Annotated in this window: 20 protein-coding genes; 11 read left to right on the top strand and 9 right to left on the bottom strand. The window is 70.2% G+C overall.

Going from position 1 to position 21,105, the window contains the following annotated elements; all coding sequences use genetic code 11:
- Positions 1-29: 29 nt before the first annotated feature.
- Positions 30-524: a methylated-DNA--[protein]-cysteine S-methyltransferase gene (locus AB0I59_RS19095; RefSeq protein ID WP_358134407.1), complete on the bottom strand. Its 495-nt coding sequence runs from the start codon at positions 522-524 to the stop codon at positions 30-32.
- 349 nt (positions 525-873) lie between these two features.
- Positions 874-1,035, bottom strand: coding sequence for a hypothetical protein (locus tag AB0I59_RS19090; protein ID WP_358134404.1), 162 nt, complete (start codon positions 1,033-1,035; stop codon positions 874-876).
- Between the two features lie 180 nt (positions 1,036-1,215).
- On the opposite strand from AB0I59_RS19090, the gene AB0I59_RS19085 reads away from it, so the two are divergent.
- The 4 genes from AB0I59_RS19085 to AB0I59_RS19070 all read left to right on the top strand — a co-directional run bounded on the left by AB0I59_RS19085 (position 1,216) and on the right by AB0I59_RS19070 (position 3,643).
- A complete protein-coding gene (locus AB0I59_RS19085) occupies positions 1,216-1,623 on the top strand; it encodes a DUF4259 domain-containing protein (RefSeq protein WP_358134401.1) in 408 nt (135 codons plus the stop codon).
- 124 nt (positions 1,624-1,747) lie between these two features.
- Positions 1,748-2,278 carry a DUF1697 domain-containing protein gene (locus AB0I59_RS19080; protein ID WP_358134399.1) on the top strand — a complete coding sequence of 177 codons (531 nt, stop codon included), beginning with the start codon at positions 1,748-1,750 and terminating at the stop codon, positions 2,276-2,278.
- A 297-nt stretch (positions 2,279-2,575) separates the two neighbouring features.
- Positions 2,576-3,079, top strand: a complete 504-nt coding sequence (locus tag AB0I59_RS19075) for a MarR family winged helix-turn-helix transcriptional regulator (RefSeq protein WP_061258155.1) — start codon at positions 2,576-2,578, stop codon at positions 3,077-3,079.
- Positions 3,080-3,247: 168 nt separating this feature from the next.
- A complete protein-coding gene (locus AB0I59_RS19070; protein WP_061257997.1) occupies positions 3,248-3,643 on the top strand; it encodes a VOC family protein in 396 nt (131 codons plus the stop codon).
- Between the two features lie 198 nt (positions 3,644-3,841).
- On the opposite strand, the gene AB0I59_RS19065 is transcribed toward AB0I59_RS19070, so the two are convergent.
- Complete coding sequence (locus AB0I59_RS19065; protein WP_061257996.1) at positions 3,842-4,426, bottom strand: TetR/AcrR family transcriptional regulator; 585 nt, start codon at positions 4,424-4,426, stop codon at positions 3,842-3,844.
- A gap of 136 nt (positions 4,427-4,562) precedes the next feature.
- Between AB0I59_RS19065 and AB0I59_RS19060 the strand changes: the two genes are divergently transcribed.
- Positions 4,563-4,973 carry a nuclear transport factor 2 family protein gene (locus tag AB0I59_RS19060; protein ID WP_358134395.1) on the top strand — a complete coding sequence of 137 codons (411 nt, stop codon included), beginning with the start codon at positions 4,563-4,565 and terminating at the stop codon, positions 4,971-4,973.
- Between the two features lie 435 nt (positions 4,974-5,408).
- Entirely contained in the window at positions 5,409-7,364 is a 1,956-nt protein-coding gene (locus AB0I59_RS19055; protein WP_358134392.1) for a Xaa-Pro dipeptidyl-peptidase, read from the top strand.
- Between the two features lie 196 nt (positions 7,365-7,560).
- Here AB0I59_RS19055 and AB0I59_RS19050 read toward each other — a convergent pair whose 3' ends face one another.
- Both AB0I59_RS19050 and ligA read right to left on the bottom strand, forming a co-directional pair.
- A complete protein-coding gene (locus AB0I59_RS19050; RefSeq protein WP_358134389.1) occupies positions 7,561-8,322 on the bottom strand; it encodes a hypothetical protein in 762 nt (253 codons plus the stop codon).
- Between the two features lie 266 nt (positions 8,323-8,588).
- Positions 8,589-10,697 (bottom strand): NAD-dependent DNA ligase LigA, encoded by a 2,109-nt coding sequence (gene ligA, locus AB0I59_RS19045; protein WP_358134386.1) that lies wholly within the window; start codon positions 10,695-10,697, stop codon positions 8,589-8,591.
- 211 nt (positions 10,698-10,908) lie between these two features.
- Here ligA and AB0I59_RS19040 point away from each other — a divergent pair, with 211 nt between their 5' ends.
- Positions 10,909-11,994 carry an FUSC family protein gene (locus tag AB0I59_RS19040; protein ID WP_358134383.1) on the top strand — a complete coding sequence of 362 codons (1,086 nt, stop codon included), beginning with the start codon at positions 10,909-10,911 and terminating at the stop codon, positions 11,992-11,994.
- 63 nt (positions 11,995-12,057) lie between these two features.
- Here the strand turns inward: AB0I59_RS19040 and AB0I59_RS19035 are convergent, their stop codons facing one another.
- A complete protein-coding gene (locus AB0I59_RS19035) occupies positions 12,058-13,404 on the bottom strand; it encodes an MFS transporter (RefSeq protein WP_358134380.1) in 1,347 nt (448 codons plus the stop codon).
- 185 nt (positions 13,405-13,589) lie between these two features.
- Here AB0I59_RS19035 and AB0I59_RS19030 point away from each other — a divergent pair, with 185 nt between their 5' ends.
- From AB0I59_RS19030 to AB0I59_RS19020, 3 genes are all read left to right on the top strand, one after another.
- On the top strand, positions 13,590-14,111 hold the full coding sequence (locus AB0I59_RS19030) for a VOC family protein (RefSeq protein WP_358134377.1): 522 nt from the start codon (positions 13,590-13,592) through the stop codon (positions 14,109-14,111).
- A 171-nt stretch (positions 14,112-14,282) separates the two neighbouring features.
- Positions 14,283-14,702 (top strand): Zn-ribbon domain-containing OB-fold protein, encoded by a 420-nt coding sequence (locus tag AB0I59_RS19025; protein ID WP_061257989.1) that lies wholly within the window; start codon positions 14,283-14,285, stop codon positions 14,700-14,702.
- A complete protein-coding gene (locus AB0I59_RS19020) occupies positions 14,699-15,826 on the top strand; it encodes a thiolase C-terminal domain-containing protein (RefSeq protein ID WP_358134374.1) in 1,128 nt (375 codons plus the stop codon). Before AB0I59_RS19025 ends, AB0I59_RS19020 begins: the two co-directional genes overlap by 4 nt.
- 242 nt (positions 15,827-16,068) lie before the next feature.
- Here AB0I59_RS19020 and AB0I59_RS19015 read toward each other — a convergent pair whose 3' ends face one another.
- The gene (locus AB0I59_RS19015; protein WP_358134371.1) at positions 16,069-18,207 is read right to left on the bottom strand and encodes an acetate--CoA ligase family protein; all 2,139 of its coding nucleotides are present in this window, start codon (positions 18,205-18,207) and stop codon (positions 16,069-16,071) included.
- A 1-nt stretch (position 18,208) separates the two neighbouring features.
- Positions 18,209-19,378 carry an acyl-CoA dehydrogenase family protein gene (locus tag AB0I59_RS19010; protein WP_061257986.1) on the bottom strand — a complete coding sequence of 390 codons (1,170 nt, stop codon included), beginning with the start codon at positions 19,376-19,378 and terminating at the stop codon, positions 18,209-18,211.
- 140 nt (positions 19,379-19,518) lie between these two features.
- Between AB0I59_RS19010 and AB0I59_RS19005 the strand changes: the two genes are divergently transcribed.
- Positions 19,519-20,202, top strand: coding sequence for a TetR/AcrR family transcriptional regulator (locus AB0I59_RS19005; protein WP_358134368.1), 684 nt, complete (start codon positions 19,519-19,521; stop codon positions 20,200-20,202).
- A gap of 63 nt (positions 20,203-20,265) precedes the next feature.
- Here the strand turns inward: AB0I59_RS19005 and AB0I59_RS19000 are convergent, their stop codons facing one another.
- The gene (locus AB0I59_RS19000; RefSeq protein ID WP_061257985.1) at positions 20,266-21,105 is read right to left on the bottom strand and encodes a MaoC/PaaZ C-terminal domain-containing protein; all 840 of its coding nucleotides are present in this window, start codon (positions 21,103-21,105) and stop codon (positions 20,266-20,268) included.

The following is a 21,105-nucleotide window of genomic DNA, read 5'->3' as shown; positions in this document are numbered from 1 at the left end:
ACTTTCGGTGACAAACGTGAGGTTTACGGTCAGAACAACCGTCCAGCGCTGACCGCAGGCGGCTCCTCAAGCTCCAGCAGCGCCCGCTTGCGTTCCAGTCCGCCGGCGTATCCGGTGAGGGAGCCATTAGAGCCGACGACGCGGTGGCACGGCACGAAGACGCACAGCGGGTTCGCACCCACGGCCTGTCCGACCCGTTGCGCGAGACTGCGGTCCCCGACCTGCTCGGCGATCCGACCGTAGGTGGTCGTGTCACCACACTGAATGCTCTTCACGATGTCCCAGACGGCGTGCTGGAACGCGTCACCCTCGGCGGCGAGCGGAAGATCGAACTGCCTGCGCCGACCCGCCAGGTAGTGGCGCAACTGTCGGGCAGCTTCGTTCAGCAGCGGGTCCGTGGAGCCGGCCACCTCGGGGCCGAACGTCTCCTGCGAGGGCCGGCGGACGTGGTGCCTGAAGTACAGGCCGGCAATCGCCTCGCCCTTTGCAACGAGCGTGATCGGTCCAAGGCGGGTCTCGATCACGATGTGTCGAGTGCTCATCTGCGTTTCCCTTCTCCTGGCTGGTAGACGTGCGCCGCCCGCAGAACGTGAGATTTCAGATGGTGTCGTTGCCGGTCGCCGTGCTAGTACGACGTTCCTTACCGGAAGTACAGCTCCATCCCGGTCCTGGCATCAGGAAGGCAGGTCCGACAATCTCGGTTTCCCTGCAGCGCGTTCGCAACCTCCGTTGAGGAACGGAGCACTAGCCGTCCCCGTCTTCGCCTGCTTCGCCGCCGGCGTGAACCTCGGCGGGCTCAGCGGACTCGCCGAAACGCTCTACCAGGCCACCTGACCTCGATCATCGAGGCCACCTCCGAGGCGGTCGTGCTGGTCACCTGGCTGTAGATGCACACAATGCGGCGCTCCACGCGCCAATACACCATGATCCCCGGGCCGAGGTGAAGGCGGTGGTGTAGTCGGTGACATGGGCGACGTCCTTGAGCACGTCCAGCAGGTCGATCACGCCCCACCGGTGGGAGATCTCCGCCTTCAACGCCTTCGCCCGCCGGCTCCTCCTGCTTGCCCAGCGGCGGGCGCTGATCCACCTAGGGAGCGTCCGGGAGGATACCGCCCGTCACGGGCGCGGATCCGGGCGGACGCGTCGCGAGGCGGAGGGATTGTCGGAGGCGATCACTAGGCTCGCGTGCGACCGATCAGATTCCGGAGGTTCAGCGTGGGTGCGTGGGGCATGGGGCCGTTCGACAACGATGGGGCGCTCGACGCTCTCGGCCATCTCGGCGACTTGGAGGACCTGCCCGGAGGGCTGGCTTCGACCATGAGGGAGATCCTCGCCGAGGAGGACTATGTCGATGCTCCGGAGCTGTCCGCGGCCGTCGCCGTGGCCTGCCTGATCGGCGCGCGGCTGGCCGGTGCCGAGCCGGACGTCAACGCCGCGCGGTGGCTGGAGCGGCATCCCTTCACCGTGACCGGCCCCCTGCGCGACCTCGCCCACGCCACGCTCGACCGCGCGGCGCGTCCCGACGACAACGAGCTGTACGAGCTGTGGGAGGAGTCCGGGGCACTGGCCGAGTGGCTGGACAGTCTCGCCCCCTACCGGCGGACCCTCGCCGCGGGGTCGTGAGGTCGGTCCCCCGCCGCTTACCGCCCAGAACATGACGGCGGGACATGGCGGCAGATACATGACACCGGCCGACAGGTAACCGCCGTAGCGTTTCCCTCGTCACCGAAGGAGACGAAGGGGGAGCATGATGCGGTACGTGGCGCTGCTGCGGGGGATCAACGTCAATCCGGGCACCACAGTCGCCATGGCCGATCTGCGGGCGCTGCTGGAGAAGCTCGGGCACACCGAGGTGCGAACGCACCTGCGCAGCGGCAACGCCGTGTTCGCCTCGGCCGATGAGCGGCCCGAGTGGATCGCGTCCCTCATCGAGCGCGAGATCACCGGGGAACTGGGCCTCACGGTCCCCGTCATCGTGCGGACGGCCGCCGAGCTGCGCCAGGTGGTCGAGGACAACCCGCTGGAGGTGCGGGATCCGGCCAGGTTCGCGGTGATGTTCCTGGCCGACACGCCCGACCGGGCGCTGCTGGAGGGCATCGATCCGGCCGCCTACGCACCGGAGGAGATGCGCGTCGGCAGGCGCGAGCTGTACACGTACTTCCCCGAAGGGCTGCGCCGCACCCGGCTGCAACCGCTGCTGGCGAAGAGGCTGAACGTCACCGCCACGGCACGCAACTGGAACACGGTGACCAGGCTGCTGGCCCTCGCCGAGGGGTGATCCGGACGGCCGCGAGCAGAACGAGCTCGGGTCAGGAGGTGAGTGCCTCCCCCCGGCACGCCCAGGGCGGCGGCGGAGCCGGGATCGCCGCGGCGGCCACCCGCGCGGCGACGTGCTCGCTGATCATGACCGAGTCCGAATCCGGCGTCCTCCGCCTCACGCGCGCAGCGCACCGGCGCCGACAGGTCACGGCCGGAGATCGTTCGGCATCGGGAGGGGGGCGACAGCCGGCACCGTCCCGACCACGTGGTTGGGGATATTTCGCTGAATACGCCAACCGGCCGTAACGTGCTGCCCATGACCGGACACCACACCCTGCGCCAGACCGAGGACGCCATCGGCGACCGTCTCGGCGAACTCAATGTCGACTTCGAGGCGATGTGGGCGGTCTCGAACATCTATCGGGCGTCCTCGGCGATCCGCAACCACCTGGAGCAGACCGTGCTCCGCGACACCGGGCTCACCTGGACCGGCTTCGTCGTCATGTGGGTCGTGTGGATCTGGGGCGAGAGTGAGACCCGGCACGTCGCCGCCGAGGCGGGCATCTCCAAGAGCACGCTCACCGGCGTGCTCAAAACCCTGGAGTCCTATCGGCACCTGCGCCGGTTCCCCCATCCGACGGACGGGCGCCGTGTCATGCTGGAGCTGACCTCGTCTGGAGAGCGGCTGATGCGCTCGTTGTTCCCCGACTTCAACCGGCAGGAGGCCTTCGTGGTCAAGGAGCTGGACAGCGAACAGCGTCGCGGGCTCGCCGAGTCCCTCAGGAAGGTCGTCCGGCACCTGGAGACCACCGGCAGGTGATCCGTACGCGCCTCCTCGGCGTGCGCGCGGCCTTCCTGACTTTCGCGCGAGGACCGTCCGTCGCCTTCGCCTCCGCCTCCTCGGCCGATCAGGGGGTGCCGTTCGGGCCGGATACTCCGCGAGACACGAATGCCGTCACCTTCCACACCGCTGACTGGAGTCCATCCGATGGCGCAGAAGATCACCACGTTCCTGATGTTCGAAGGCGTCGCCGAGGAGGCGATCACCTTCTATACGTCGCTGTTCGACGACGCCGAGGTCCGCAGCCTGGTCCGCTACGGCTCCGAGGGGCCCGGCGCGGAGGGCACCGTGCAGCACGCCGTGTTCACGCTGGCGGGCCAGGAGTACATGGCCATCGACAGCCACGTATCGCACGCCTTCACCTTCACCCCGTCCATCTCGCTGTACGTGCAGTGTGAGTCGGAAGCGGAGCTCGAGCGCCTGTACGCGGCACTGTCGCAGGACGGCGTGCCGCTGATGCCGCTCGACTGCTACGGCTTCAGCAAGCGCTTCGGCTGGACCAACGACCGCTTCGGCGTCTCCTGGCAGCTGAACCTTCCCTGACGGCCGGCCCGTTCGGCGCCGGTGACGGTCGTCGGGTCGTTCGGCGCCGGTGACGGTCGTCGGGTCGGGCTGGTCTCCGGGATGTTCCCGGGACCAGCCGGAGCCGGATGCAGGCCACGGTGTGGCCCCGCCCGGGTCCGGTCGGACGAACCGCGCCCGCTCGTCGGCCGTTCCGCCCCTCGCCGGAGGAGGGCCGTCTCAGGAGGTCAGGCGGTTCACCATCCGGACCAGCCCGGCCCGCCTCGTTTCCTGGGTGTCGTCGTCGGCTCCGGCCATCATCATGCGTACGACCTGCGGGGCGGTGAACCACCAGGTCGCGAGCGCGTACACCGCGTAGAGCAGGTGTGCGGCATCCACCTCGCCGGTGATCGTCCCCTCGTGCCGGGCTTTGGCGAACGCGGCGAGCTTGTCCGCGTAGTGCGCGGCCCGCTCGTCCTCGGCCGCCACCGTGACCTGGCCGTCCTGCAGGCCCTCCCAGGCGAGAAGCCGGAGGAAGTGCGGATGCGCGCAGTGATAGTCGAAAACGCGTCCCGCGTACTCACCCAGGTGCGCGACCTCGTCGTCGGTGAGCGGCACGGCCGCGGCGACCTTGGCCAGCTCGGCCTCCAGCACCGCGGTGAAGAGCTGCTGCTTGCCGCCGAAGTACTGGTAGATCCGCTCCTTGTTCACTCCGGCACGGGCGGCGACGCGGTCCACCCGCGCGCCCTGGGGGCCGTGCTCGGCGAACTCCTCCACGGCGGCCTCGAGGAGGAGCCGTCTCGTCTTCGCGGTGTCCCATGCCATGCGGCAAGACTACCGGACTCCAACTCACTGGTTGGAAATCCACTCCTGGGCGTGCCATACTCCAACCATTCAGTTGGAAATTCGCCGTGCGCCTCCCCCTGAGACGCGCGCACCCCACGAGAGATCGGAACCGGACATGACCGTCGCACCCCAGACCACCCCCGAGATCGTCGACGCCTTCTTCACCCGCTTCGGGGAGGGGGACCTGCCCGGCCTGCTCGACCTGTTCGCGGACCGCGTGGACTTCCTCGTCCCCGGCGCGCCGAACGTGCCCTGGACCGGGGCCCGAACCGGCAAGGACGAGATCGCCGAGTTCTTCACCCTGCTCGGCAAGGAGCTCACCCCGGCCGAGGAGTTCACGATCGACGTCACCGTGATCGAGGACGGGCACGCCGTGGTTACCGGTCGCAGCCGCTTCGGCGTGGTGTCCACGGGGAAGCCGTTCACCAACGAGTTCGCCCTGCACTTCACCGTCGCCGACGGCAGGATCACCGGCTACCGGATGCACGAGGACAGCCACGCGATCAGCGTCGCCTTCACGAAGTGAGCCACGAGGACGCCCTGGCGGGGAGTTTCCGCCAGGGCGCCCCGGTTCAGCGCACCCCCTACTCACGCCCGGCCGACCGTGGAACACGCTGTTCATGCAGGAGACGTGGAAGCCGGCGGGGGGTGCCCGGTGCGTCCCCCTGGCGGGAGTCCGTACGAACCGGGGCTCTCGGGACGGCCGATCCTCCCCCAGAGAGACAGGCCGCCCCGGGGGTGCTCACCGGCGTCCGGTGCCGTGCGCGCGATGGTCGACCGCCGCCGAGACCTTGCTCGACATTTGTCGGAAATACCGCGATCGAGATAAGGCAGCCGTCCGAAGACATTCCGCACCTGTGCCCCTAGCATCGAGCCTTCCCGGGGCCATCCTTTTCGGTCCCGTGCCCCCTTTTTGGGGCCGTTTTCCGGCCCCGCGATGATCGTTCGGGAAGGTTTGCCGATGTCGATGCCCCGCCAGGTGACGGGCCCTGTCGCACCAACCGCGTTCCGCAGTCCGAAATCAGTACGTCGCGGCGCGGCCGCGCTGGGTCTCGCCGCCAGCATGACCCTCGCCGGGATCGCGGCGACTCCGACACCCGTCGGCGCGGCCGCCGCCCCGTCCGTGGGACCGGTCTTCACTGACGGCATGGCCCAGCCGGTGTTCTCGTCGAACCGCAACGACTGGATCCGCGAGGAAGTGTGGATTGAGACTCCCGTCGACAGTGACGGCGACGGCCGGAACGACCGGGTGCACGCCGAGGTCACCCGGCTCAGAGAGACCGAGACGGCCGGCCTGAAGTCGCCCGTCGTGTACGAGGTCAGCCCCTACTACGCGGGGGGCAATCCGGTCACGAACCACAACGTCGATCACGAGCTCAACCAGGCACTCCGCCCGGGCAAGGGCTGGATGAACCGAGGTGGTTCGCTGAAGGATCCGGCGTCCGACGAGCGGCTGAACGCCGCCACCACCGACGCGGCAGACGGGGCCGACGCTTCCGCTGCGGGCACCGGGCCGCAGCCCGCCATCAGCACCAGCCACGAGTCCAACTGGCTGCCGCGCGGTTTCGCGGTGGTCCACGCCGAGTCGCTGGGCAGCGGCAAGTCCGACGGCTGTCCCACCACCGGTGGGCGCAACGAGACCATCGGCGCGACGTCCGTCATCGACTGGCTCAACGGCCGCGCCAAGGCATACGACGCCACCGGCAGGGAAGTCGACGCGACGTGGACGACCGGCAAGGTCGGCATGATCGGCACGTCGTACAACGGAACCCTGCCCAACGCCGTCGCGAGCACCGGTGTCGATGGTCTCGAGGCCATCGTGCCGATCTCGGCGATCTCGAGCTGGTACGACTACTACCGCGCGAACGGCGCCGTGGTCGCCCCGGGCGGCTACCAGGGCGAGGACACCGATGTACTCGCGGAGTACGTCTACACCCGCGCGGACAAGCAGATCTGCCGAAGCGTCATCGAGGAGCTCGCGAAGGCACAGGACCGGGTCACCGGCGACTACAGCGCCTTCTGGGACGAGCGCAACTACATGAACGACGTCGGCAGGGTCCACGCCGCCGTGCTGGTCGCGCACGGGCTCAACGACTGGAACGTCAAGACCAAGCACGCCGCCCAGTGGTACGAGGCGCTCAAGGCGCGCGGGGTGCCGCACAAGATCTATCTGCATCAGGGCGGGCACGGCGGCTCCCCCAGCGTCAACGTGCTCAACCGCTGGTTCACCCGCTACCTGTGGGGTTACGAGAACGGCGTGGAGAACGACCCGCGGGCCCTGATCCAGCGCGAGGACAGGACGCTGGTGGAGTACCCCGAGTGGCCCGAACCTGCCGCGGCGGACACCGAGCTCAATCTGGCGCCCGGCACGAACGGGGCCTCCGGCGTCCTCACCGACGACAAGACCCGCCAGGGCAAGCCGGTGACCGAGACGATCGTCGACGACGCGTCGAAGCGGGCGCAGACCCTCGCCGATGCCGCGACGTCTCCCAACCGCCTCGCCTACAAGTCGGGGACGCTGACCGGCGCGGTCCGGCTCAGCGGCACGCCGCGGGTCTCGCTGCGGATGTCCTTCGGCCAGCCGGCCGCGAACGTCACGGCGCTGCTCGTCGACTACGACCAGAACGGCAAGGCGAAGATCATCACTCGGGGTTGGGTGGATCCGCAGAACCGTAAGTCGATCTCGCGGACCGAGCCGGTCAAGCCGGGCACGCCCTATCGCCTCGACTTCGACCTGCAGCCCCACGACTACGTCGTCGCGGCCGGACACCGTCTCGGCGTCGTCCTGCTGTCCAGCGACTACGACTACACCATCCGGCCCGCCCCCGGCGCGACACTGTATCTCGACACGACGAAGAGCACCGTCATGCTGCCGATCGTCGGCGGAGCCGCCGCGTTCGCCGCGGCGAACGGCTGACCAGGGCCACGACCCGGGGGCGGGCCGACAGCCCGCCCCCGCGGCACTGTCACTGTGATCCACCTGCGGGATCAGCACCAGCGGCCCCGAACAGGACGAGGTACCAGTGCTCCGGCGAGCCCGCGCCACCGCGGCGTCGCCCGTCATGGCCGGGTCGAGGAGCGGGGGCCGGTGCGGCCCTCATGGGGGCGGGGTCCTACCGAGGACCGGACAGAAGCCCTCGGATGGCGTCCGCTATCACGCGGTCGACCGCGAACCGCTCCTCCAGCCAGGCCAGAGTGACCGCGGCGGCCTGCCTGTTGCGCGCGTAACCGGGGACCATCTCGGCCAACGGCAACACCTCCGGCGAATACGCCTGCTCCACGCGCCGGCTCGGCTCGAACGGATCACGGCGGTGGTGCGCCCGAGCGGAAGTGAGGCGCAGCAGGGCGATCACCCGGTCGACGGCGAACGACTGGATGAAGCGGGCCGCGGTCAGCCGCTCGCCGCGCAACTCGCGGTGCAGGCCGACGTAGAGGTTGGACAGGGCCTCGTTCAGGTGGAAATCCACCGTGTCGTACGACGGGCCGGCGGGTGGCGTTCCGTCTCCCGCCAGACCGGCGGGCGCGTCGTCGCGCTGCCAGACGACCCGCGCGCCGTGGAAGGGGACCCGGGCCAGCTCCTCAAGCGTGAAGACCGCGTACTCCACGAAGATCCCGTCGGCGAACAGCGCCTTGCGTCCGTTCCGGTCGTTGGCGAAGCTGTACGCGACCGGGCAAGGTGCCTGCAACCAGTCGATGGACTCCAGGTAACGGGGCTTGGCGGCATCCTCGACGACGACGAAGAAGTCTAGGTCGGAGTGCTCGTCGAGCCGGTCGTGCTCGGCGCCGGCCGAGCCGAGACCGAGCAGCGCGAGAGCGTCGCCGCGTGTGGCCAGGTGGGCGGCGAGGTCGTCGAGCCGTCGCAGCATGGGGTGCATCCACGTCATCCCTTCGTGAAGAGTCGACGTTTCAGCCCGTACAGCCTCTGTGGCCGCCGAGGTCGCGACACCTGCTCCTGCAAGCGTCAGCGAGGCAGCGCGTGAACGTCAAGCCGCGGCCGGCCCCCACTCCTGCGTCGGCAACGCGCCACCACTCGCGGGCGGCCGGCCCCAGTCAGGCGGTGAATTCCGGTCGCCGTCCGCCACAGGCAGGCGGTGACGCCGGGGACGCCGCCCATCGTGAAGGCGGGCTCGGCGACCCGTCCTCAGATGAACGCGTGGACCATGGCGGCGAACTCCTCGGGGGTGGCGATGCGCACGCCCAGGGTGGTGGCCTTGTCGCGCTTGGACCCGGCCTTCTCTCCCGCCACGAGCAGGGAGGTGCGGGCCGAGACGCTGGAGGACGCCTTGCCCCCGGCGCGCTCGATCAGCTCGTTCATCTCGTTGCGGGACAGCGCCTCCAGCGGGCCGCTCATCGCGCCGGTCACGACGACGGCCATCCCCGTGAGCGGGAGCTCCACGGCGGGTCCGGCGTCCGCCTCGGCCGTGCCATCCGATCCGGCGCCGCCCTGCCCGGTCGCGGCCGGCCCGGTCACGCCCGGCTCGGTCATCGTCACCCCTGCCGCCACGAGCCGGTCGATCAGCGGTGCGAGCTCGGCCAGTTCCTCCACCAGGGCGGCGGCCTTCTCCGGTCCGATGCCGTCCACGGCCTGCAACCCCTCGGCGTCGGCGGCGCGGATCGCGTCCATCGAGCCGAAGTGGCGGGCGATCCGCCGCGACATCGAGCGGCCGGTCCCCCGGACGCCGAGCGCGCAGAACACCTTGTTCAGCGGCTTCTCCTTGGCCCGCTCGATGGCGGCCAGCAGGTTGTCGGTGCTGGTCTCGCCCATTCGCTCCAGGCTGAGGATCTGCTCGCGGGTGAGGGTGAACAGGTCGGCGAAGTCGGCGATCAGACCCGCGTCGACGAGTTGGACGATGCGGGTCTCCCCCAGGCCCTCGATGTCGAGCTGGTCGCGGCCCACGGCGTAGCTGACCGAGGCGACGGCATGGCAGGCCCGGCCGCGGGCGCACCGCCAGCGCTGCTGGCTGGCGTCGATCTCGCCGCCGCATCTCGGGCAGACGTCCGGGAACGTGATCACCCGCTCGTCACCGGTCCGCAGGTGCGCCACGGGCGCCTCCACCCTCGGGATCACGTCGCCCGCCTTGTAGACGGTGACGTGATCGCCGAGCATGAGGCCGCGCCGGGTGATGTCCGCCGGGTTGTGCAGCGTGGCGTAGGTGACCACGCTGCCGTCCAGCAGTACCGGCTCCAGCACCGCGCGCGGCGCGATGACGCCGGTGCGGCCGACGTTCCACTCCACCTCGACCAGCTTGGTGATCTTCTCGACCGCGGGCAGTTTGTAGGCGATGGCCCAGCGGGGCGCCCGTGAGCTGAACCCGGCCTGCTCCTGGTCGGTGGCCAGGTCGGCCTTGACGACGATGCCGTCGATGCCGAACGGCAGCTCCGCGCGCACCGCGGCGATCTCCTCGACGCGGGTCTGGACCTGCTCGACCGTGCGAACGGCGATCACGCCGACGGGGGTCGCGCCGGTGGTCCGCACGCCGAGACCGGCGACCAGGTCCATGATCTGGCTGTGCGGCAGCTCCCGCAGCCGACCGGCCAGCTCGCTCGCGTCGTCGGGCGGCAACGGCAGCGCGCCGTACCCGAAGAACGTCATCTCGCATCGGTAGGGCCGGTCCTTGGCACGCAGCGTCCCGGCGGCGGCGCTGCGCGGGTTCGCGAACGTGGTGCCGTCATGGGCGGTGCGTTTGGCGCACGCCTCCTCGAACTGGGCGGCGGTCATCAGCACCTCGCCGCGGATCTCCACGGTCACCTGCTCCGACAGCGTCTCTGGCAGGCCGACGACGGTGCCGATCGCGTGCGACACGTCCTCACCCGCCACGCCGTCGCCGCGCGTCACGAGCTGGACCAGCCGCCCGCCGTGGTAGCGGGCGGACACCGCCAGCCCGTCGAGCTTGGGCTCGACGCTCCACATCTCGACGGGGCGGCCGAGCCGCCGCTCCAGCCCCGCCGCCCACCCGGCCAGCTCCTCGGCGGAGAAGACATTGTCCAGGCTCAGCATCGGGACGGTGTGCGGGACGTCCCCGACCACGGCCCCGCCGGCGACCTTCCCCGTGGGGGAGCCGGGCAGCACGTGCTCGGGGTGGGCCGCCTCGTACGCCTCGATGCCGCGCACCAGGCGGTCGTAGGCGTCGTCGTCCAGAGCGGAGTCGCCCGCGCCGTAGTAAGCGGCGGCGGCGTCGACCGCGTCACGCACGGCCTGGGCGTATGCGGCCTGGTCGGCGAGCGGCGTGGCATGGAGAGCGTCAGTCATGCGCACATCGTGCCGTGTCCCACCGACAATCGAGAACATCCGTCACGACGGCGCCTCGGCGGCGAGCAGCGCGCCGAGATCCGGCGCCGCCGCCCGACCGGGGATCACCCGTAACCAGGGCGAAAAGTCCGCCTTACCGTCTCGACACGCCTCCGGCGAACACTACTTTTGACACGCATATCGCAATGAAAGGGATATAAGGGTCTGCATCGTGAAATGGAGTGGAGCCAGGGCGGGCACGGGGGTCCGCAAGCGGTGGCGACGGCTGGTGGTCATGGCGCCGCCCATCGCGCAGTGCGCCGCGGGCGCCGCTCTCGCGTGGAGCGTGGCGAAGGACGTGCTGGAACACCCGCGGCCGTTCTTCGCGCCGATCGCCGTGGTGATCTGCGTCGGCATCTCGCTCGGCCAGCGGCTCCGCCGCCTGGCGGAGATGGTGATCGGGGTCACCGTGGGGGTGGGCGTCGGAGACCTGCTCATCTCGCAGATCGGCTCCGGTCCATGGCAGATAGCTCTGGTCGTCGCCCTGGCCCTCGCCACCGCGGTCTTCCTGGACACCGGTTCCGTCATCGTCCTGCAGGCGGGCTCGTCCGCCGTACTCGTCGCCACCCTGCTGCCTCCCGGCGGGACGGGCGGCTTCCACCGGATGATCGACGCGCTGACCGGCGGCCTCATCGGAATCGCGATGGTCGCCCTGCTGCCCGCGGACCCGGTCGCTCTCGCCCGATACCACGCCGCCGCGATCTTCGACGCGCTCGCCGGCACCCTGCTCGCGACCGCCGAGGCGATCGAGAGGCGCGATCCCACGCAGGCCGCGGACGCCCTGGAGGCGGTACGGGGCACGCACACGTCCATCGAGGCGTTCGAGAAGGCGCTGGAGACCGGGACGGAGATCTCGATCATCTCGCCCATCCGGTGGAGAAGCCGCCGGGCGCTCGACCGCTACGTCGCGGCGCGCGCGCCGCTCGACTACGCGCTGCGGAACTCCAGAGTGCTCTCCCGCCGGACCCTCAGAGCGCTGATCGACGGTGAACAGGTCCCGAAAGAGGTGGTCGAGGGGCTGCGTCTCATGACGAGCGCGGTCCGCCTCCTGCAGGACGAGCTCGCCGGGACCAGGCCGCCGGGAGACGCACGGGCGGCCGCCGTCGCGGCGGCCGAGTCGGTGGGCGCCGCGCTCACCGACTCGTCCGGACTGTCCACCCATGTCGTGGTGGCGCAGGTTCGGTCCATCGGCCTCGACCTTCTCGACGCCATCGGCACCGACACCACCGGGAGGACGGCACCGGCCCCCGCCACATGACGGGGCCCGGTGCCGGCGGTCTACCGAGCACGCCCGCGGCCGGCGGTCGCGTCGGCCGGGGGTTCATTCGGCCTTGGCCACCGCGACCGAGGCGTCCTGGGCGATCGCACTCCTGGACCCGCGCCGCCACGGGCCGTTGAACAGGAAGACGGCCGGGATGAACAGGGCCAGGCAGCCCAGCGAGATCACCAGCCAGGTCTGCCAGCTCGTGGCCTCGACCACGTGCGGGATGACCAGCAGGCCGACCACGGCGATGGCCTTGCTGAGGAAGCCGAACAGGCCCCACGCGCTGCCCTGGAGCCGGGGGTCGACGTCCTCGGCGTCCTCTGAGTAGTTGGCCATCCACGGCGCGTACGCCACACCGAGCGAGCCGCCGAGCAGCGCGCCGGTGACCATGAGGCCACCGGTGGACACCACGTCCTGGCCGAGCGTGTAGGCCAGGTAGGCGGTGACGAGCACGGCCGCGACGGTGCCGCCCAGCGTGAACGGTTTGCGGAGCTGGGTACGGTCGGAGAACCGGCCGGCCACGATCAGCGTGGCCAGGTTGAGGACCCAGAAGGCCGCCATGATCATGGACGCCTGTGAGGCCGAGATGCCCAGAGCGCCGACCAGCATGGTCTGGCCGAAAAGGGTGAGCGTGAGATAGAGCACCAGCCACAGTGAGATGCCGATCGCGTGCGCCCAGATGTTGGGCCGGGCGAACAGCGAGGAGAGTCGGGCGGGCCGGGTCAGGTCGACGGTGGCACCCGCCTGGCGCTCGGTGTGCTGGATGCCGGCACGCAGCTCGGGCGACAGGTCGGCGATGTTGAGGGCGATGACCACCGAGATCACCAGCGAGAAGCAGCCCATGATGACGAACTGCGACCGCCAGGAGTCATTGAGCAGCGGCAACGTCCAGCCCGCCACGGCGGCGCCGAGGACGTTGGCTCCGACGGGGCCCCAGGTCCAGAACCCGAAGGCCTGGGCGCGGCCGACGCGCGGCGAGAAGTCGCGCACCAGCGGCGCCGTGCTCGCCATCGCGACACCGTCCACGAAGGCCAGGGCGATCCTGGCGATCAGCAGGTCCCGGGGGCTGTGCACGAGGGTCATCGCGAAGCAGCAGACCGCGGTCAGCATCATGAGCGGGATCAGGAGGCGGACCCGGCCCAGCCGGTCGGTGAGCCTCCCGCCGACGGCCGAGGCGATGGCGCCCGAGATCGCCGCCGCGCCCGACACCGCACCGTACGTCGCCAGGGACATGTCGAGGTCTTTGAGGAGCAGCGGAACCACGGGAGCGATCTGCGCCTCGTAGGAGCCGATGAGGACGGCCAGCACGGCCATCGTGAGGATCTTCAGACGACGGCCACCCGTGGGGTACTCGTCGAGCTCGCGTACGTAGGACCAGCCCATCCACAACGCCTTTCTCGTCAACCCCGTTCCATAATGAGTTCTAGAAGTCGACTCTAGAATCATTTTCACGCATACTCCGCTTTCTCACGACCCGCGTCAAGGGGTGGTGAGGACGTCCGCCGAATCTCGGATCGCCCACGGTCTGGAGCCATCGCGACCGAACAACTAGAATGAAATTCTAGGATTCCGTTGCAAAGGAGCGGCACGTGGACATCACCCAGGAGTGGGCAGAGCTGTCAGAGCTGGATGCGACCTTCGACCACACGGCCGTCGCCGCGCCCCGCATCAGGGACGTGCTGCCGATCTACCGGGGCCTGCTCGGCGGCGTCTACCTGGGCGGGGGCGACAACGTCGCCAATGGCTACCGGACGCTGCAACTGCGGTACCCGAACGGAAGCAAGATCGAGCTGATGGAACCGCTCGCCGGGTCGTCCTTCTTCGACAGCTTCTTCGAGCTCACCCGAGGCAGGGGCGGGGTTCACCACCTCAACTTCCACGTCGGCGACATCGACGCGGCCGTGGCGCTGCTGCGCGAGCGCGGCTACCGGCTGTTCGGCCTCAACCTGGGCGACCCGCGCTGGCGCGAGGTCTTCCTCCACCCGAAGGAGGCGCACGGCGTGCTGATCCAGCTCGCCCAGCCAGGGACGCGCGACCGCGGACCGACTCCGGCACTGGAGGACCTGCTGGCCGGCCACGGTTTCCGGGGGAACGGCGTACCCAGCCCCTGACGAGCCCTCCCTCCGCACAGAGCCGATTCGGGGCCCGAGACGAGAGCGCACAGCCCGAGCCCGGGGCACACGGCCTAAGCCCGGGGTGAGCGGCCGGCAAATCGGCCTCGCCAACTCTAGATTTGAGTTCTAGAATTTGGCTCTAAGACTATCTCGTGCCGGAGGAGAGCGATGACCGCCTCACGCAAACCCGTTCCCAAGGCGACACCGGACACCCAGCCGTTCTGGGACGGCACGGCGACGGGAGAGCTCCGGGTCCAGCGCTGCCGCGCCTGCTCGCGGCACTACTTCTATCCACGCCCCGGCTGCCCGCGCTGCGGCTCCGGCGACGTCGAATGGGTGACCACCAGCGGCAGGGCCACCCTCTACTCCTACGTGATCAGCTACCAGCCCGCACCCGGCTTCCAGGACGACGGGCCGTACGCCATCGCGGTCGTCGAGCTGGAGGAGGGCGTCCGGATGATGACGAACATCGTCGGCGTCGAGATCACGCCGGAGAACCTGCCCCTCGACATGGAACTGCGCGTCGTGTTCGAGCGGCGCGGCGACATGCGCGTCCCCCTCTTCGAGCCCGCGGGAGCCGTTCGATGAACATCGTGATCACGGGTGCCGCCGAGACCGACGAGCTCGGCAAGCTGCCCCGCCTCTCCACCACCCAGCTCCACCTGGAGGCCGCGCGCAACGCCCTCGCCGACGCCGGGATGACCAAGGACGACATCGACGGCGTCGCCACGGTCGGCATGCCCGGTCCGATCCAGGTCGCGCACGCCCTCGGCATCACGCCCTCCTGGCTCGACGGCACCGGCGTGGGCGGGTCGTCCTTCCTCTTTCACGTACGGCACGCCGCCGCGGCGATTCGCGCCGGGCTGTGCTCGACCGTGCTGATCACGCACGGCGAGTCCGGCCGGTCCCGGGTGGGCGCGGGATGGCCGGCACTGGGCCCGGACTCGCTGCTCGGCCAGTTCGAGCTGCCGTACGGCGTACTCGGCCCGCCCACGATGTTCACGCTGACGGCACTGCGCTACATGAAGGAAACCGGCCTCACCCACGAGCAGCTCGCCGAGGTCGCCGTCGCCCAACGCCGCTGGGCGCACCTCAACCCCCGGGCGATGTACCAGGATCTGATCACCGTCGAGGACGTCTTCGCCTCCCGGATGATCGCCTACCCCTTCCACCTGCTGGAGTGCTGCCTGGTCACCGACGGCGGCGGCGCGCTGATCATCACCTCGGAGGAGCGTGCCCGCAGGTCGCCGGTGTACCTGCTCGGCTCGGGCGAGTCCGCCGAGTCGCCGATCATCTCGCAGATGACCGATTTCACCACCTCGCGCGCCTTCCGGCAGTCGGGTGAGGCGGCGTTCGCCGAGGCGGAGATCTCGCACGAGGACGTCGACCACCTCATGATCTACGACGCCTTCGCCCATGTCCCGATCTACGGTCTGGAGGACCTGGGCTTCGTCAAGCGCGGCGACGCCGGTCCGTTCATCGCCGAGGGGCACACCTCGCCCGGCGGCCGTCTCCCGATGAACACCAACGGCGGCGGGCTGTCCTACACCCACACCGGGATGTACGGAATGTTCGCCATCCAGGAGTCGGTGCGGCAGCTACGCGGTGAGGCCGCCGCTCAGGTGCCAGGAGCGGAGGTGAGCGTGGTGCTCGGGAACGGCGGCATGTTCGCCTCGGCCGCCACGCTCGTGCTGGCCGGCCGGCGGCCCTGACCGCCCGCCCGTGCGCGGTTCCGGCCGCGCACGGGCGCGCCGGGCGCATGCGAGAAGCGCCCGTACCCGGGCATGCGAAAGCGCGGAACCGGCGGGGCGGCGAGGAGACGACCGCCGCCCCGCCGACCCCGCCCGCTCCGCCCTCGTCAGCGCCAGCTCACCCAGATCACCGGCACCGCCTCACCCGGTCGCCTCCGGCCACCGGGTCACCGGCCGGCGGAGGCCAGGTCACCGGGGCCAGGTCACCGAAGGGGCTCCGCCCACGTCACCAGGGCGTCCAGGGCCTCCACCCGCGACCCGTTCACCAGCAGCGGGTTGATCTCCAGCGACTCCAGCCTGTCGCCGAGGCTCTCCGCGAAGGCCGCGATGCGGGCCACCACGTCGGCGACGGCGTCCAGGTCGGCGGGTTCGGTGCCGCGGGCGCCCCGGAGCAGCGTGACGCCGCGCAGCTCCTCCAGCGCCTGCCGTACTTCCCCCGGCTCCACGGGCAGGACGCGCAGCGCGGTGTCACGCAACGCCTCCACCCAGACCCCGCCCAGCCCCACGGCCAGGGTGAGGCCCCAGGCCGGGTCCCGGACGACGCCGACCAGCAGCTCCACGCCCCCTCGCCGCTGAGGCTGCACGAGCGCGCCCACCTGCCCGATGACGGCGGAGGACACGGCGGCGGTGACCTCCCGGTATGCCTCGCGCACGTCCCGCTCGCCGGAGAGGCCGAGCCGCACCCCGCCGATGTCGCTCTTGTGCCCCAGACCGTCGGCCGCGGCCTTGAGTACCACCGGGTAGCCGAACTCACCGGCCGCCGCCACAGCCGACTCCTCGTCGTACACGAGCCGTGAGGGCACCACGGGCAGCCCGGCAGACGACAGCAGTGCCGCCGCCCGGTGCTCGGCCCACACGCCGGACGCGTCCTCGACCAGCGCCGCCACAGCCGCCACAGCCGCGGCGCCGTCCGTCCCGCCCGGCTCCCCCGCCGCATCGCGGGCGAGCGCGGCACGGTACGACCGCGACCACCGCACCGCCGCGCCGATGGCGTTGACGCCGTGCTCGATGCCGCCCGCCACGTAGGGAAACCCGGTCTCCTTCATCACGGTCCGGCCGAACTCCGTCACGTCGGTGAGCACGTTACTGACGACGACGACGGGCTTCGGCGCCTCCGCGATGCGCCTGGCGCTGGACGCGTACACGGCGAGGGTGGGCGCCGGGTCCGGCGGGGCCACGCGCGGCGGCTCGGACAGGAGCATGACGGCGTCGATGCCGGGATCGGCGGTGACGACGCCCAACGCCCGTCCGAGCAGCGTCCTGTCGATGAGCACGTACCCGGTGACGTCGAGCGGGTTCTGCACGGTCGCGAATGCCGGCACGATCTCCCGCAGCCGCTCGACCGTCTCCGGGGCGAACGGGGGCAGCTCCAGCCCCTCGTCCTCGGCCCGGTCGGCGATGATCTCCGAAGCGCCGCCGGAGGGTGTGACGACCCCGACCCGCCCGCCGGGCAGCGGCCCCACCTCCGCCAGCAGGCCGGCGGTGATGATGAGGTCCTCCAGGGAGCGCACCCTGATCACGCCCAGCTTGCGGAACACCGCGTCGATCACGTTGTCGTCGCCGACGAGCGCCCCGGTGTGCGCCTGGGCGGTGTGCGAGGCGAGCCTGCTGCGCCCGATCTTCAGGGCGACCAGCGGCTTGCCCGCGAGCAGCGCCCTCCGCGCGGCCCTGGAGAACTCGGCGGGGTCGCGGATCGACTCAAGGAAGAGCACGATGGCTTTCGTCGCCGGGTCGTCGACCAGATAGTCGATGACGTCGGCGACGGTCATCAGCGACTCGTTGCCCATGGAGACGAGCAGGCTGACGCCGACGTTGCGGGCCTGGGCGAAGCCGAGCACCGAGCTGGCCAGCGCCCCGCTCTGCAGGACCACGCCCACCGACCCCGACAGCAGCGGGGACGGGATCGGCAGGCCGTACGGTGTCGTTCCCGCGGCCGCGTTGATATAGCCGTTGCCGTTCGGGCCGAGCACGGTCAGGCCGTTCTCCCGGGCGAAGTCGACGATCTCCGCCTCCAGCCGGGCGCCCTCCGGACCGGTCTCCCCGAAACCCGCGGTCAGGATCACGTAGCTCCGTATGCCGAGCTTGGCGCCCTCGCGCAGCACGCCGAGGACCGCCGGAGTCGGCACCATCACGTAGGCGAGGTCCACCGTGCCGGGAATGTCGGCAAGGCTCTGGTGAGCCTGCTCGCCGTGTACGACGCCGCCGCGCGGGTTGACCAGATACACCGGGCCCGCGAAGCCGTACGTGCGCAGGTTCATCAGCGTGCTGATCGACCAGCCTGACTTGTCCGTGGCCCCCACCAGCGCGATCGACCGGGGGTTGAACAACGCTGCGACCGACATGTCATTCGCCTATCGTGCCGAGGCGGGCGTGGCCCTTGATCAGGTTGCGCGCGATGGTCCTGCGCTGGATCTCATCGGTGCCCTCGAAGATGCGCAGCAGGCGCAACTCCCGGTACCACCGCTCGACGGGGAGCTCCTTGGTGTAGCCCATCCCTCCGTGGATCTGCAGCACCCGGTCCACGACCTGGTTGGCCATGATCGCGCCGTTCAGCTTCGCGATGGAGGAGGCGTGCCGCGCGTCCATGCCCTGTTGCACCTGCCAGGCCGCGTACAGCGTGAGCCACTTGGCGGCCTCGATCTCCACCTGCGAGTCGGCGATCATCCACTGGATGGCCTGGTACTCGGCGATGGGCTGCCCCATCGACGTGCGGATCTTGGCGTAGTCGACGGCCATCTGCAGCATCCGCTCGGCCGAGCCCACCGCGCCGGCCGGGATCATGTACCGGCCCTGGCCGATCCACTGCATCGCCAGCGCGAATCCCCAGCCGAGCTCGCCGAGGACGTTCTCCTCGGGCACCCGGACGTCCTCGAAGACCAGCGAGGCCGGTCCCCACTGGCCCATCGTCGGGATCGGCGTGGACCGCCAGCCCATGTCACGGTCGACGAGGAAGCAGGTAGTGCCGCCGTTCGCGCCCTTCTCCGGATCGGTCACGGCGAACACCATCACGAAGTCGGCCTCGTTCCCGCCGGTGATGAAGGTCTTCTCGCCGTTGATGACCCAGTCCCCGCCGTCCTTCACGGCCCGGGTGCTGATGTTGCGCGCGTCGGAACCCGCTCCGGGCTCGGTGATCGCGAAGCAGGAGCGGCGCTCCCCCTCGATCGTGGGGATCAGGTAGCGCTTCTTCTGCTCCTCGGTGCCGCCGTAGAGGATGTTGTCCGCCGAGCCGCCGAAGCTGAACGGCACGAAGGTCCGGCCCAGCTCCATCGCGATGATCGCGGACATCACGGGGCCGAGGGCCGCTCCGCCGTACTCCTCGGGGGTGTTGATCCCCCAGAACCCCATCTTCTTGCCCTTCAACCGCAGGTCCCGAAGGACTTCCGGGTCGATGCCCGGCCCCCCGGCGCGCTCGTTACGCAGCACCTCCGGCTCCAGCGGCATGACCTCCCTCTCCACGAAGGAGCGGATGGTGTCGCGGATCTGCCGTTCTTCCGAGCTGAGGGAGAAGTCCATGGCACGACTCTTTTCTAGAATTGTCCTCCAGGAATTACCTCCAAGACTGAGCGCGCGCCGGGCGGGTGTCAACCCTCCCTTCGAACGAGTTTCTAGAATTGGGGCTATCATTGGTGGTGTCAGTCAATCCAAGGAGCCAGATGACACGCAGATCCGGCGGCAGGGGCGGCTCGTGGGAGTGGAGCCGCACCGCGCAGACACGCCGCAGCATGCTGGACTCCGCCCGCGAGGTCTTCTCCGAGCACGGCTTCGCCGACGCGAACGTGGCCGACGTCGTCGAGCGGGCCGGCTCCAGTGTGGGCAGCCTCTACCATCACTTCGGCGGCAAGACGGAGCTGTTCCTCGCCCTGTGGGAGGAGCACCAGAGCGCCCATGAAGAGGCCGCCAGCAGCAGCGTCGCCGCGGCCAAGCAGGCGGGGGTCACCGACCCGGTCGAGCTGTTCATCACCGGGGCCACGGCCTTCCTCGAAGGGTCCTGGGACCGCCGCGACCTGGCCCGGCTGTTCATGGACGGCGACGGCCCCCCGGGGTTCGAGCTGATGCGCCGCACCCGTGGCCGGGACTGGGTCCGGCAGAACGCCGTCCTGCTCGGCGCGACGAGCAGTTCGACGGACCGGCTCACCGTGGCCGTCCTCACCAGCGTGATCGGCGAGGCAGGACGCGAGGTCGCCACCAGCGAGACCGAGAGCGAGGCCAGAGAGGTCATCGACGCCGCGATCACGCTGATCCGCCGCTTCGGCGACTCCCTGGCCGACGGAACGGACGGCGGGGACGGCGGCGCGGACGGTGCGGACAACACGGACAGCACCGGAACAGAGCCCTGACAGCAGAGCGCCGCCTGACACACCGGGGCACCGGCACCGCGGGTACCGGCGCCCCGGGCCGTCTCAGGCAGGGCGGAACGCCGCCCTGCCCCGGTCGATCACCACGGTCCCGTCGCCCTTCGACGTACGGAAGAACGCGGTGGCGCCGTCCACCCAGATCGACACGGTCAGCGGCTCGCCGGGGAAGACCGGGCTGCTGAACCGCCCGGACATCGACACGAAGCGGGCCGGGTCGGACCCGGCCACCGCGTGCAACAGCGCCCGGCCGGTGATCCCGTATGTGCACAGGCCGTGCAGGATCGGACGGCCGAAGCCCGCCCGCGCGGCGAACACCGGATCGGAGTGCAGCGGGTTGCGGTCCCCGGAAAGGCGGTAGAGCAACGCCTGGTCCCGGTACGTGGCGTAGGTGACTTCATGGTCCGGCGGGCCCGCCGGCTCTGTCCACCCGTCGCGTGGGCCGCGGTCGCCGCCGAAGCCGCCCTCGCCCCGGATGAACACCGCGCTCCGGCTGGTGATCAGCGGCTCGCCGCTCTCCGCCTCCACGGCATGGGCCTCGCTCGTCACCAACGCGCCCGAGCCCTTGTCGTAGATGCCGGTCACCTTCGACGTCGTACGGACCCTGCCCTCGGGCGGCAGCGTGCGGTGCAGTTCGAAGGCCTGCTCGGCATGGACGAGCATGGCCGGATCGAAGTCCCCGAGGCGTCGACCGGTCGGCACCTGCGCGGCCAGCACCGCGAAGGTCGGCAGCACGCGCTGCGGCACCCCCGTCGAGTTCTCCGTCGTGAAAGCCGGCTCATCGACGCCCGCGCCGACACCCAGGGCGTACAGCAGCGTGTCCTTGGACGTCCATGAGCGCTCGACCGGCGCGCTTTCCACGCCGACCAGGCCGTGGTCGAGCGGCAT

Source organism: Microtetraspora glauca (assembly GCF_040656155.1).
Lineage (GTDB): Bacteria > Actinomycetota > Actinomycetes > Streptosporangiales > Streptosporangiaceae > Microtetraspora > Microtetraspora glauca.
This window is presented reverse-complemented; position numbering and strand designations above follow the sequence as displayed.